19 protein-coding genes and 2 pseudogenes are annotated in these 12,135 nt (G+C 59.0%); 17 read left to right on the top strand and 4 right to left on the bottom strand.

What is annotated here, in order from left to right:
- Window positions 1-62: 62 nt before the first annotated feature.
- Together EKL29_RS18305 and EKL29_RS18300 are read right to left on the bottom strand one after the other, a co-directional pair.
- Entirely contained in the window at window positions 63-398 is a 336-nt protein-coding gene (locus EKL29_RS18305; RefSeq protein WP_120454894.1) for a hypothetical protein, read from the bottom strand.
- A 111-nt stretch (window positions 399-509) separates the two neighbouring features.
- Complete coding sequence (locus EKL29_RS18300; protein ID WP_126690382.1) at window positions 510-1,124, bottom strand: phage repressor protein CI; 615 nt, start codon at window positions 1,122-1,124, stop codon at window positions 510-512.
- 329 nt (window positions 1,125-1,453) lie between these two features.
- Here EKL29_RS18300 and EKL29_RS18295 point away from each other — a divergent pair, with 329 nt between their 5' ends.
- From EKL29_RS18295 to EKL29_RS18220, 17 genes and pseudogenes are all read left to right on the top strand, one after another.
- Window positions 1,454-1,774: a hypothetical protein gene (locus EKL29_RS18295; RefSeq protein WP_240629455.1), complete on the top strand. Its 321-nt coding sequence runs from the start codon at window positions 1,454-1,456 to the stop codon at window positions 1,772-1,774.
- A 70-nt stretch (window positions 1,775-1,844) separates the two neighbouring features.
- Window positions 1,845-2,063 (top strand): DUF2732 family protein, encoded by a 219-nt coding sequence (locus tag EKL29_RS18290; RefSeq protein WP_120454889.1) that lies wholly within the window; start codon window positions 1,845-1,847, stop codon window positions 2,061-2,063.
- Complete coding sequence (locus tag EKL29_RS18285; RefSeq protein WP_126690381.1) at window positions 2,063-2,287, top strand: TraR/DksA C4-type zinc finger protein; 225 nt, start codon at window positions 2,063-2,065, stop codon at window positions 2,285-2,287. Before EKL29_RS18290 ends, EKL29_RS18285 begins: the two co-directional genes overlap by 1 nt.
- Window positions 2,287-4,257 (top strand): replication endonuclease, encoded by a 1,971-nt coding sequence (locus EKL29_RS18280; RefSeq protein WP_126690380.1) that lies wholly within the window; start codon window positions 2,287-2,289, stop codon window positions 4,255-4,257. Before EKL29_RS18285 ends, EKL29_RS18280 begins: the two co-directional genes overlap by 1 nt.
- A gap of 166 nt (window positions 4,258-4,423) precedes the next feature.
- On the top strand, window positions 4,424-4,615 hold the full coding sequence (locus EKL29_RS18275) for a hypothetical protein (protein WP_240629454.1): 192 nt from the start codon (window positions 4,424-4,426) through the stop codon (window positions 4,613-4,615).
- 351 nt (window positions 4,616-4,966) lie between these two features.
- The gene (locus EKL29_RS18270) at window positions 4,967-5,170 is read left to right on the top strand and encodes a tail protein X (protein WP_126690379.1); all 204 of its coding nucleotides are present in this window, start codon (window positions 4,967-4,969) and stop codon (window positions 5,168-5,170) included.
- A gap of 2 nt (window positions 5,171-5,172) precedes the next feature.
- Complete coding sequence (locus EKL29_RS18265; protein ID WP_126690378.1) at window positions 5,173-5,382, top strand: HP1 family phage holin; 210 nt, start codon at window positions 5,173-5,175, stop codon at window positions 5,380-5,382.
- On the top strand, window positions 5,379-5,888 hold the full coding sequence (locus tag EKL29_RS18260) for a lysozyme (RefSeq protein ID WP_126690377.1): 510 nt from the start codon (window positions 5,379-5,381) through the stop codon (window positions 5,886-5,888). Before EKL29_RS18265 ends, EKL29_RS18260 begins: the two co-directional genes overlap by 4 nt.
- Window positions 5,885-6,235: pseudogene (locus tag EKL29_RS18255) on the top strand (LysB family phage lysis regulatory protein); the annotation flags it as partial. The gene EKL29_RS18260 and the pseudogene EKL29_RS18255, both read left to right, overlap by 4 nt.
- Entirely contained in the window at window positions 6,156-6,476 is a 321-nt protein-coding gene (lysC, locus tag EKL29_RS23385; RefSeq protein WP_311779041.1) for an Rz1-like lysis system protein LysC, read from the top strand. The pseudogene EKL29_RS18255 and the gene lysC, both read left to right, overlap by 80 nt.
- On the top strand, window positions 6,409-6,864 hold the full coding sequence (locus tag EKL29_RS18250) for a phage tail protein (protein WP_126690376.1): 456 nt from the start codon (window positions 6,409-6,411) through the stop codon (window positions 6,862-6,864). The genes lysC and EKL29_RS18250 overlap by 68 nt, the downstream gene beginning before the upstream one ends.
- A gap of 71 nt (window positions 6,865-6,935) precedes the next feature.
- Window positions 6,936-7,526 carry a phage baseplate assembly protein V gene (locus EKL29_RS18245; RefSeq protein ID WP_120454871.1) on the top strand — a complete coding sequence of 197 codons (591 nt, stop codon included), beginning with the start codon at window positions 6,936-6,938 and terminating at the stop codon, window positions 7,524-7,526.
- Entirely contained in the window at window positions 7,526-7,873 is a 348-nt protein-coding gene (locus tag EKL29_RS18240) for a GPW/gp25 family protein (protein ID WP_120454869.1), read from the top strand. The genes EKL29_RS18245 and EKL29_RS18240 overlap by 1 nt, the downstream gene beginning before the upstream one ends.
- 4 nt (window positions 7,874-7,877) lie before the next feature.
- Entirely contained in the window at window positions 7,878-8,786 is a 909-nt protein-coding gene (locus tag EKL29_RS18235; protein WP_126690375.1) for a baseplate J/gp47 family protein, read from the top strand.
- On the top strand, window positions 8,779-9,387 hold the full coding sequence (locus EKL29_RS18230) for a phage tail protein I (protein ID WP_126690374.1): 609 nt from the start codon (window positions 8,779-8,781) through the stop codon (window positions 9,385-9,387). The genes EKL29_RS18235 and EKL29_RS18230 overlap by 8 nt, the downstream gene beginning before the upstream one ends.
- Complete coding sequence (locus tag EKL29_RS18225; protein ID WP_126690373.1) at window positions 9,384-10,451, top strand: phage tail protein; 1,068 nt, start codon at window positions 9,384-9,386, stop codon at window positions 10,449-10,451. The genes EKL29_RS18230 and EKL29_RS18225 overlap by 4 nt, the downstream gene beginning before the upstream one ends.
- Window positions 10,451-11,041 (top strand): tail fiber assembly protein, encoded by a 591-nt coding sequence (locus EKL29_RS18220; RefSeq protein WP_126690372.1) that lies wholly within the window; start codon window positions 10,451-10,453, stop codon window positions 11,039-11,041. Before EKL29_RS18225 ends, EKL29_RS18220 begins: the two co-directional genes overlap by 1 nt.
- 28 nt (window positions 11,042-11,069) lie before the next feature.
- Here the strand turns inward: EKL29_RS18220 and EKL29_RS18215 are convergent, their stop codons facing one another.
- Together EKL29_RS18215 and EKL29_RS18210 are read right to left on the bottom strand one after the other, a co-directional pair.
- Window positions 11,070-11,480 carry a tail fiber assembly protein gene (locus tag EKL29_RS18215; protein WP_311779040.1) on the bottom strand — a complete coding sequence of 137 codons (411 nt, stop codon included), beginning with the start codon at window positions 11,478-11,480 and terminating at the stop codon, window positions 11,070-11,072.
- Between the two features lie 179 nt (window positions 11,481-11,659).
- A pseudogene (locus EKL29_RS18210) lies at window positions 11,660-12,135 on the bottom strand (phage tail protein); the annotation flags it as partial.

The raw sequence follows: 12,135 nt of genomic DNA, 5'->3' as shown, positions 1-12,135 counted from the left end.
ATGTTGCGAAACCCACAAGATAACACGCGGATTTCGCCCTGTAACGGCATCGCGCGGGGCGCTTACTTTAACGCATCAGCGAGCAGGTTGCGGCACTGAGTGGCGTCGGCGCTGGCCTGCGTCTTTTGTTCTGCGCTCAGGCTCTGCCAGGCTTTGACCACCTGTTCGCCGAGGCGCGGCTGGAAATGGATTTTCTGCAGGGCGTAGTCGGAGTTACCGCCTTCAATAACGGTGCGCATATCCGCCACAAAGCGGCTGCTCTCTTCATGGTGAATGGCGCAGAACACCGAGACGTAGTAGGCCTCGTCCTCTTTGCTGTAGTGCGGCGTAAGCCAGTACCAGGCGGCGGCTACGAAGAGAATAAGAAGCGGAAGAATGATTTTAAGTCTGGAAGTCATGGCTATGAATTATGCTCGCTGGTGCAAAGCGGGGGAGTATAACGCGGATCGCGGGGCCTGAGATCGGTACGGTAAAGGGCTGCGCTTATCGACTGGGAAAGCGCACCGCTTTTAAATCAACGTCATCACGACAATTCCCGTCGCGGAGATCTCATTCAGCGCGCATTCAAACTCTGCATCGCCGCCGCTAATCCTGACGCGACCGCCGGGCAGACGAGAGAGATTGCGCAGGCTGGCCATGCCTTCAATATCCAGCAGCCATTTCCCGTCCACGACCGTCTTATAGCTGCGGTTAATGATGTACTGCTGCTCGCCTTCGATGACCGCCAGCAGGTCGCTGTTAGCCGCCACCTTATCCAGAAAAAGTTTGTTTTCCAGAGTCACAAAATCAACAGGCCTGAGTTCACCATTTGTTAATTTTACCCGCTCAATGTCCGTCAGACTTTTTAGCGGGCGATTTTCATTGCCCTTTTCCGCTGCCAGCGATTGTACTGCACTGGGCGGGTTGCCCTGACCATAGAGGATCCAGTTCAGCTCGGCATCTGTGTCAATCAGGCATTGCACCACCAGATCGGCGGGGAAAGCGTCTCTTTTATAACGCATTGCCAGGTTGCTTGAGGAGAGGCCGACATGCTCAGCGTACTGTGATTTTTGTTTAAATCCATAAGCCTGAATCAGTCTGTCGAGGATAGCCCCGCCGCTCCCGTTAAAATTAGTGACTAACATTTTTGAGCTTCCTCTTGTGTTACTAACATATTTGAATTAGCATCACTGCGTTGTGAATGTTATCGCATATGAGTGACATTACGTTAACTGGAGATGATGCCCTATGAGGCCTGACATTACAAATGCCATAGCTGTCCTCCTTTTATTACGGACCGGCGTAAAACGTCCTGTTTCAGCGCTTTTTGTTAAGGCATACCGCGCGTTAACAGAAGTTTTCGCCGCCGCATGCAGCCGTGCTGCGGCGAAAAAAAGCGTGCTGAAAGGATCGTACCGGGCGACGAAAGGGAGATATTCTTTTTCTGTTAATTTTCAGCCGGTCTGACTCACTTATGATGAATAGCCAGCCTGAACCTGTTGCAGCAATGAGCTTTGACGAGTTTCGTAAAAGCTGGCGTCAGATGCGCAACAACAGCCGTAACCCGGCGCTGGTCGCCTTCAACCGGCAAAACGATGATTTTAAGTTCTGCGTGCTGACGCTGGCGAACCGGGAAAGACCCGGCAGCTTCCGGCTTCACGAGGTCGGCAACCCCTTTGAATCCTTCGATGAGGCCCGGCGTGAGCTGATCATTGCCGCAATGAACAAAATGGTGCGCTGGGGCAGGCTGTTGCCTCGCTCTTTTTCTGACGCAGACCAGTATCTGTCTGAATAACTGACCTTAACCGCACATTGATGACGTCAACCCGTCGGGCCTCGCTTTGCCCAAATTCAGGAGAGATGAAATGAGACACCCTAACCCTGACCTTGAAACCGATGCGCTGAGCGCCTTGTTAACCGCTGCGCGTTACGACGAACGCAGAGGCCGCGCGCAGGCCGTCGCCGATCGTCTGGCCGCGATGGCGATGCATATCAGCCGCCAGGGACTAAACGGTATTGAGGCCGCCGAACTGATTCGCCATGAAGCGCAGCGCTACCGCGATGAATCACAGGAGCTGCACTGATGGTCGATACCATGGATATAGAGCAGCAGCGTCAGGCGGAGCAGCTGGCGCTGGATATCGCTGCCGTTACCCAACGGCCCAAAGGCGTAAGCGCCTTTTTCTGCGAGGAGTGCGACAGCGCCATTCCCGAAGCGCGTCGACGCGCCGTCACCGGCGTTTCCCGCTGCGTCGCCTGTCAGGAGATCGCTGAGCTGCGCGGTCGGCACTATCAGGGCGGCATATAATGCAGCGCTACAGCTGGCTCTGGAACGCGCCGCGTAAGGCTATCGCCTCGCCTTATCCCACTCACGCCGAGATGCAACAGCGCAGCCGCCAGATGGCTGCGCTATCACAGGCATGGATCGCGCTGGAGCAGCAGCCGGCGCTGGTGCAGCGCGCCATCAGGCTGCGTCACGCTCAGCTGGAGAGCGAACGAGGCATAGTCTCTGCCGCGGGCTATCTGACGACGACCTTCGCCGATCGCCTGCTGCCGCGTATTGAACAGGTGAGTGCGCAGTATCGGCTGGGCGAGATGCGTCGCGGCACCGTCACGTTGCTGAGCGGCCACGCCGCACAGGAAAAAGGCGCCGCCGCTGCGGCAGGTGCGCTGTGGGAACTGATGCGACGTTTTAACCGGCTGCCCGATATGTCGCGCGCCGATGTCGATCTGCTGGCGGGCGATATCGCCAGCTTTATCTTTGCCGAGCTGGTACAGCTGCATGCGCAGAACGGCGCGGAATCGGACTGGCGTTACAGCCACCGTCTCTATCTCACCGCCGCAACCATTACCCGTGAGTTCCGCCAGACGCCGCCGCTGTGGCAGAAAGTCACGACCCGCCTCTTCGCGCCGGAAGAGGTTACGCCAGCCATTATGCGGATGCAGGGAGAGACCTGGTGGAAAGGGCGGCTGCGCCGTATCGCCGCCGCCTGGCGCGAGCATCTGCAGATTGCACTGGCGCACGTCAGTAAAAAAAGTTCGCCTTACGCCAGCCGCACGACCATCGCTGAATGGCGCGAGCAGAAGCGCCGCACCCGCGATTTTTTACAGGGCATGGAGCTGGAGGACGAAGAGGGCAACCGCATCAGCCTGATCGACAAGCATGACGGCAGCGTCGCCAACCCTGCGATCCGTCGCTGCGAGCTGATGACCCGTATCCGCGGCTTTGAAAATATCTGCAATGAGATGGGCTACGTCGGTGAGTTCTGCACCCTGACCGCTCCGGCGCGCTATCACGCTACGCTCAGCAGCGGCCAGCATAACCCGAAATGGCGCGGCGCCAGCCCGGCTGAGACGCAGCGCTACCTCTGTCAGCTCTGGCAGAAGGTGCGCGCCAGACTGCATCGCGAGCAGATCCGCCTGTTCGGCATCCGCGTCGCTGAACCACACCATGACGGCACGCCGCACTGGCATCTGCTGCTGTTTATGCGCCCACAGCAGGCCGCGCAGGTACGCCAGATCCTGACGGAATACGCCTGCCAGCAAGACCACGAAGAGCTGACCAGCGAAAAAGCGCGCAAGGCTCGCTTCCACACGACGGCGATCGACCCGCAAAAGGGCAGCGCTACCGGCTATATCGCCAAATATATCGCAAAAAACATCGATGGCTACGCGCTGGACGGCGAGCGAGATAACGAAAGCGGCGAGAGCCTGCGCGACTGCGCGGCAGCGGTTTCCGCCTGGGCGGGACGCTGGCATATTCGCCAGTTTCAGTTTGTCGGCGGCGCGCCGGTGACCGTCTGGCGTGAGCTACGTCGCCTGACGGAGGGAGAGAGCCTGCGCAGTCTGAGCGAGGAGCTGGCCGAGGCGCGCGAGGCGGCGGACAACGGCGACTGGGCCGCCTACGTTAACGTGCAGGGAGGGCCGTTCGTGCGCCGCGACGAGCTGGCGGTGCGCGTCTGGTATCAAAACGCCGAACAACCTAATAGCTGGGGCGAAGAGATCGCGCGCATTAAAGGCGTTTACAGCACCGAAGCGGGCGAAGAAAAACCGCTGCTGACCCGACTGGTGAGCTGGAAGCTGGTGCCGAAGCGTCAGCCAGAGATCGGGAATGTTGAGCCGGAGGCGTCAGCTTGGAGTTCTGTCATTAACTGTACGCGGACGTTAAGTCGGCAAGGCGTATTAGCGCGGTTAAATCATTATGCCGAACCGGTGCCTCAAAAGCGGACAAAACCGCTTCGCAAGGGCGCGTTATGCGAACAAAATGCGCCGCCATAAGGCGCTTTTTCTGCTTTTTTTACCCATTTGACTTAGTGGCACTATCGCTAAAAAAGTCGCTATATCAATAGCCTAAGCAGGCGTCATTCAGAACTTAATTTTCTTTATATCAGATTGCATGCTGTGCTACTGTATAGATATACAGTTATAAATTGGGGGAGGGAAAGTGGATACTGATTTACAAGAACAGGTAATGCTTGAGCGTGTTGAGCTCATTGCACGTCTGACCACTGAAGGAGTTTGCAGGGAGCGCGACCGGGAAGTGGCCCTCGCTTTAATCGCCGAGATAGCTGGCGACATGATGATAAAAAACAAGGAATTTGCCGTTTCGTTTGCCGCTATATCCACCAATAAATAACAATGCAGGTATGGCAATGAGATGCGATCGTTTGACTCATAAAAAGCAGCAGATCCCGAACCTTTCCCCTTGATGCTTGCGCCGTCCGGCGACGGCTGACCAGAAGCAATAACGGCACCCTGTAGGTGCCGTTTTTTTTTGCGCTGCGACCTCCCTGTTTACCCATATTCCAGCAGGCGGGCTGGCGTTGAGCCATCGCCCCGTAGCGGAGAGACTGGCTCTGCCGGATGACGAATTCAACGGCGGAGCAGGCTCGAGCCTGCGTTTGCCAACACCACCTTCAACGGGGAAAAGCACAGTGACGCACCATTTTTGCGTACCCGTCAGCGGGCCTGACGGGGAGTTATCGCTATGAATATCTATGCGCTCCAGGGCGATACGGTCGATGAGATCTGCTATCGCTACTACGGCCGTACGCAGCAGGCGGTTGAGCAGGTCTACGCGGCCAATCCCGGCCTTGCCGATCGCGGCGTCGTACTGCCGCACGGCTATGCGGTGACGCTGCCGGAGTTGCCGGAGGCCGCTACAGGCGAAACCGTGAATCTGTGGGACTAACGATGGAGAAAACCAGCTCGCTGATTAACTACCTGGTCAGCCTGTTTTTGATGTGGCTGGGCCGTCACACCATCCAGGATATCGCTTTTTTGGTCGGTTCCGGCGTGGCGGTGATCACCCTGATCGTTAACGTGGCGACCTTTTTCATTAACTGGCACTACCGCCGCAAAACCTATGAGCTACAGCGCCAGCGCGAAGGGAGGCACCCTTGAGCCAGACCGCGAAACGCTGCGCCGTGGTCGCCGTGGTGGCGATCGCCGCGCTGCTGCCGCAGTTTTCTACCCTGAAAATCTCCTCTGGCGGGCTACAGCTGCTGGCGGATGCGGAAGGCTGTCGCACCTCGCCCTACCAGTGCAGCGCTGGCGTCTGGACCAACGGTATCGGCCATACCGCCGGCGTCACGCCGCAGAGCGTAGTCAGCGAGCGCCAGGCGGCGGTTAACCTGGTGGACGACCTGATACGGGTCGAACGCCAGCTCTCTCTCTGCGTGCCGGTGAACATGCCGCAGCCGGTCTGGGATGCGCTGGCGAGCTTCGCCTTTAACGTCGGCGCTGGCGCCGCCTGCCGTTCGACGCTGGTGAGCTACCTCAACCAGCAGCGCTGGCGCGCGGCGTGCGATCAGCTGCCGCGCTGGATCTACGTTAACGGCGTGAAGAGCGCCGGACTGGCGGAGCGGCGCATGCGGGAGCGCGCCTGGTGTCTGCGAGGCGTCGCATGATGCGCCTTTGCGCTGCGCTGCTGGCGCTACTGCTGCTGTTACTTGCCTTCGCCAGCTGGCGCGGCGCAAAGGTTGGCGACCAGCTGCGCGAGGCAAGGCGCGCCAACGCCGCGCTCTCCGCCGATCTCACCAGCCGCGACCAGATTATTGCCCGTCTGACGACCCAGGCGCAGGTGAACAGTAAACGCGAAGCGGCGCTGCGCCTGCAGCAGGATCGCGCCAGCCGCATCGCCCTCAGCCGTGAAGTGCACATAGCGAGAGAAACCGATGCCAGTCAAGCGTTACGCGAGTGGTCTGCTGCCGCTCTGCCTGATGATCTTATCCGGCTGCACAGCCGTCCCGCCTTCGACAACGCCCGCGATTATCTGGGCTGGCTGTCCGCGCGTGAACAGCTGCCCGCTGCCGGGCAACAACCTGCAAACGCAGGGCGATCTGGCGGCAGATAACCGTCAGTTAGAGGCTGCGCTCGTTTCTTGCGGGCTGCAGATTGAAATCATTAAAGAGTGTCAGGAGCAACAGGATGCAGAAACCTCAACAGCTACGCGCGGCGCTCAACCGCAGCGTGCCGCTGCTACAGCAAAACCCTGAGCGGCTGAGCATGGCGATCGCCGCCGGAACAGTGGTATCGACCAGCGCACCGTCGCTCTCTTTCGAGTATCGCTATCAGCTTGCGTTAACGATTGCCGACTACCAGCAGGATGTCGAGGCCGTCATTGTGCCGCTGCTCGTCTGGCTGCGGGATAACCAGCCGGAAATGATGGGCAACGCCGATAAGCGACGCAGCGATTTTACCTTCACGTTCGACGCGTCCGGCGCCCTCAGCATCGGGCTGACGCTGAGCGAGCGGGCGCGGGTAGTGCAGACGGATGACGCGCTTCAGGTCACCTTTCCCGGCGAACCGACGCCGCCAGCTAACGACTATGCGCCGCTGCAGCTCTGGGTGCACGGCGAGCTGGTCAGCGAGTGGCAGCGCTAAAGCTGTCCTGTCATCTCTCAGCGGTCGGCGTCGCGTTGCTGGCCGCATGCACCAGAGGTAACACTAGCGACATGAACGAACATATCAGCGAAATCCTGCGCCTGCTGCGCAACCTTATCCGTATCGGCACCGTCTCGGCGGTTGACCCGCAGAGCGGGCGCTGTCGCGTACGCAGCGGCGACAACGAAACCGGCTGGCTGCCATGGCTCAGCGCCCGTGCCGGACGATCGCGCGCCTGGAGCGCGCCGTCGGTCGGCGAACAGGTGCTGGTACTGAGCCTGGGCGGCGAGCTGAACACCGGCTTTATTCTGCCGGGCATCTTTTCTGACAGCCATCCCGCGCCTTCCGCCTCGGCTGACGCGCTGCACTGGTCGTTTCCCGACGGCGCGGCTATCGAGTACGAACCGCAGAACGGCGCGCTGAAGGCGAGCGGCATTCAGAGCGCCAGAATTCAGGCGGCGACCAGCATCGTATTTGATGCGCCGCTGGTGGAGTGCACGACAAAGCTGAAAACCGCCACGCTGGAGGTCACCGGTGGCGGGACGTTGCAGGGCACTGTTACGCACAGCGGCGGCAGCCTTAGCTCTAACGGCATCGTGGTCGATGCCCATCAGCATGGCGGCGTGAAGTCGGGCGGCGATCTGTCGGGAGGGCCTCAGTAATGAGTGAAAAATATAGCGGTATGAGCCGCGACAGCGGGGCGGCGCTGGCGGACCTTGAGCATATCCGGCAGTCGGTGCGCGATATTTTGACCACGCCGCTCGGCTCCCGCGTGATGCGTCGTCGCTATGGTTCGCTGCTTTCGGCGCTGATTGACCAGCCGCAAAACCCGGCGCTGCGTCTGCAAATTATGTCCGCCTGTTATATGGCGATTTTGCAGTGGGAACCGCGCATCCAGCTGAGCGCTATCAGCTATGAAGCGTCCTGTGACGGCGGCATGACGGTAGAGCTTACCGGCAGCCGCAGCGATACGACGCAAGAATTTTCCCTGACTATTCCCGTGAGCTGAACCTATGGCAACCATTGACCTGAGCCAGCTGCCTGCGCCCGACGTGGTGGAGACGCTGGATTATGAAACCTTGCTGGCCGAGCGCAAGGCGACGCTGATTTCTCTTTACCCGGCCGAGCAGCAGCAGGCGATAACCCGCACACTGACGCTGGAGTCGGAGCCGCTGGTTAAGCTGTTGCAGGAGAACGCCTATCGCGAGCTGATTCTGCGTCAGCGCATCAACGAGGCGGCGAAAGCCAATATGGTGGCGTGGGCGACCGGCAGCGATCTCGACCAGCTGGGCGCCAACAACGGCGTGACCCGACTGACGCTGAGGGCTGCGGATAACAGCACCATTCCGCCGACCGCGGCGGTGATGGAGAGCGACGAGAACTTCCGCATGCGCATCGCCGCCGCCTTCGAAGGGCTGAGTGTGGCGGGGCCGAGCGGCGCCTATGAGTATCATGCCAAAAGCGCCGACGGGCGCGTGGCGGACGTTTCCGCCACCAGCCCGGCACCAGCGGAGGTCGTGATTACCGTCCTGAGCCGCGAGGGCGACGGCACGGCGCCTGCCGATCTGCTGACGATCGTAGCGAACGCGCTGAACGATGAGGATGTGCGCCCGGTCGCCGATCGCGTCAGGGTGCAGGCGGCCGCCATTGTCGATTACCGCATCGACGCGACGCTCTATCTCTATCCCGGCCCGGAAGCGGAGCCTGTTCGCGCCGCCGCCGAGGCGAAGTTAATCGCCTTTATCAACGCACAGTCGCGCCTGGGACGCGATATTCGCCAGTCTGCGCTCTATGCCGCGCTGCATGTAGAAGGTGTGCAGCGCGTTGAGCTGGCGCAGCCGACCGAAGATGTGGTGCTGGATAAAACTCAGGCCGCGTACTGCAGCGGCTACAGCATCGCGGTGGGAGGCTCCGATGAGTGATCGGCTGCTGCCGACCGGCTCCTCGCCGCTCGAGGTCGCCGCCGCCGAGGCGTGTGCGGATATCGAAAAGATGCCGGTGCCGCTGCGCCAGCTGTGGAACGCGCAGACCTGTCCGGTCGCGCTGCTGCCTTATCTCGCCTGGGCCTGGTCGGTTGACCGCTGGGATTCCAACTGGAATGAGGCAACGAAACGCAGCGTTGTTGCCGCCTCGGAGTATGTGCACCGGCATAAAGGCACCATCGGTTCGCTTCGGCGCATCGTCGAGCCGCTCGGCTATTTGATCCGTATTACCGAGTGGTGGAAAACCGGCGAAGCGCCCGGCACCTTTCGCCTCGATGTCGGCGTGCTCGATACCGGCATTACCGAGGCGATGTACAACGAGCTGGAGCGGCTGATCGCCGATGCGAAGCCGTGCAGTCGGCATCTGACTGGCCTCTCTGTCAATCTCGATTCCAGCGGAACGCTGCCGGTGGCTGCTGCCAGCTACAGCGGCGACGAGCTGACGGTTTATCCCTACACCCCTGAAATCATCACCGTGAGCGGGCCGGGCTATACCGGCACAGCGGTACATTTAATTGACCTGACGGAAGTGCGCACATGACAACGAAATATTATGCCCTGCTGACTAATCAGGGCGCGGCAAAGCTGGCGAACGCCACGGCGCTCGGCACTAAGCTGCAGATCACGGAAATGGCGGTAGGCGACGGCGGTGGCGCGCTGCCGACGCCGGATGCCTCGCAGACAAAGCTTATCGGCGAAAAACGCCGCGCGGCGCTTAACTCGTTAAGCATTGATGCGGCCAACAGCAGCCAGATTATCGCCGAGCAGATTATTCCCGAGAACGAAGGTGGCTTCTGGATCCGCGAGATCGGCCTGTTCGACGCCGATGGCGTAATGATTGCCGTCGCTAACTGCGCGGAAACCTATAAGCCGCAGCTGCAGGAGGGCAGCGGCCGCACGCAGACCGTTCGCATGATTATCATCGTCAACAGCACCTCGGCCGTGACGCTGAAGATCGACCCGTCCGTGGTGCTGGCGACGCGTCAGTATGTGGATGACGGGGTGATTGAGGCGAAACAGTACGCCGATAAAGGGCTGGCTGACCACGTTGCGGCGGCGAATCCGCATAAGCAGTATTTGCAGATTGCGAATGCGCTGGCGGAAATTAAGAGCGCGGGGAAGGTGGCGGATGTTCTACAAAACCTTGGTTTAGGAGAAGGCTCTGCGCTGCCGGTCGGCGTACCGGTTCCCTGGCCGTCAGCGACGCCTCCAAACGGGTGGCTAAAATGCAATGGCGCTGCGTTTAATGCTGCGACTTACCCCGCTTTGGCAAAAGCGTATCCTTCACTGAAGCTTCCCGATCTGCGCGGCGAGTTTATACGTGGCTGGGATGATGGGCGTGGGGTGGATAGTGGAAGAAATTTATTTTCCTCCCAGGCGGATGCAATCGGGATTTCTTCTGCAACAAATAGCAAATCTATACAGGCACTTTTTGTCAGTACCCCCCGATCGGCGGCTTATCCGGCAACGGATGCCCTAGACGGGATTGAAGCAGGAGATAGTTTTGGTGGTACTACTGATTCAATATCGCGTGCAGTTTTTCGCAGCGCACTTGAAACCCGCCCACGGAACATTGCATTTAACTATATTGTGAGGGCTGCTTAATGACTAAAGCAACGCTTGACAGAAATGGCCTTGCAACAGCGGCCGGTACTCTGACAATTTATAATTTTGACGCTTTGAATGGCGAGTATATCGGATCCAGTGAAGAGTATCTGCTGCAAGGCATTGGCCTGCCCGCTAACGCCACTATTACCGCGCCGCCAGCCTTTGAAAACGGGCGCGTAGCTGTTTATCGTGATGGAAGCTGGCTGGCCGTTGCCGATCACCGTGGCGAAACGGTTTATTCAGTTATTGACGGCGCGGCAGTGCTGATTACCGCGCCGGGCGAATTTCCGGCAGATACTACGCCGCTGAAACCAGCAACCGCCTGGGATAAATGGAATGGTGAAAAGTGGGTAACTGATCCGGGGGAAGAGAAAGCGGCAATCCTCAAAGAAGCCGAAGAGCGACAGGCAGCACTAATTGCCGAAGCGAACAACATCACGCAAGCTTGGCAGACGCAGCTGCGTCTGGACATGATCACCGATACGGATAGGGCCTCACTCACAGCGTGGATGAAATATATTCAGGACGTTCAGGCTCTGAATATTCAAGTAGCACCAGACGTCATCTGGCCACGGAAACCGCAGTAACAATAAAGCCCGCATCAGCGGGCTTTATTTATTGAGGTTTTAGCGGCCAGATAATATCTGGCGCGTCGGCAGGATCCACAGACTGAACCGTCTGAATGTATTTCATCCACGCCGTGAGAGTGGCTTTGTCTGCATCCGTGATGATGCCGAGCAGCAGCTGCGTCTGCCATGCCTGAGTTACGCCGTTCGCCTCGCTGATAAGCGATGATTTGTGGCTGGCTGCATTATTAACGGTGGCGGCCTGCTGCGCATCCACATCAGTTACCCATTTTTTCCCGTCCCACGTATCCCAGGCGGTTGCAGGCGCAAGCGGTGTTGTGCCTGACGGATAATCGCCCAGTTCAGATACTACGATTGCCGAGCCATCAGCTACGGAGTAGACCGTTTCGCCGCGATGGTCGGCAACGACCTGCCAGCCGCCGTCACGATATACCGCCACGCTACCCGCCTCTGTCTCAGGCGGGGCAGCTGTACAGGCGCAGGCAGGAAGCCCGACGCCCCGCTGCAGGTACTCATCAGCTGAGCCGGTAAACTCGCCTGTCAGACTGTGAAAGTTATAAATCGTCAATGTGCCGGCCGCTTTAGCCAGGCCATTTTTATCAAGCGCTACATTTGCCATTAGGCAGCCCTCACGATGTAGTTGTACGCGACGTTGCGCGGGCGGATTTTGGTTGTGCTTGTTCCCACGCCAACTGAGACCTGACCCGAATTACTTGCGATCGACCAGCCCGCATCCCCCTGACCAGCACCGTCGCCGAATGAAACGCCTATAGTTCCCCGGTATGGATAGTCGCCATTTGCACCCGCCCAATCCTTTATCTCGGAGCTAGCCTGCGCAGATAAAATGGTACGCCCAGCATCTACCCCGCGCCCGTCATCCCAACCGCGAATAAACTCACCGCGAAGATCAGCCAGCTTTAACCCCGGATAAGCTAAGGCAAGTTTCGGATATAGCGTCCCGCTGAAACTGGCCCCATTGCTTTTCAGAAAGACCATGCCAGACATCGATGCGAACAGTTCATTAGGCATTTGCGCGTGCGGCCAGGGGAATGGGGATCCGATGACTGGCGCGCCTTCTCCTAAACCAAGGTTTT

Origin of the sequence: Pantoea sp. YU22, assembly GCF_003970755.1 — a bacterium.
GTDB classification, from domain to species: Bacteria; Pseudomonadota; Gammaproteobacteria; order Enterobacterales; family Enterobacteriaceae; genus Pantoea; species Pantoea piersonii.
Note: the sequence above shows the minus strand (reverse complement) of the source record. Positions and strands in the feature narration are given on the sequence as shown.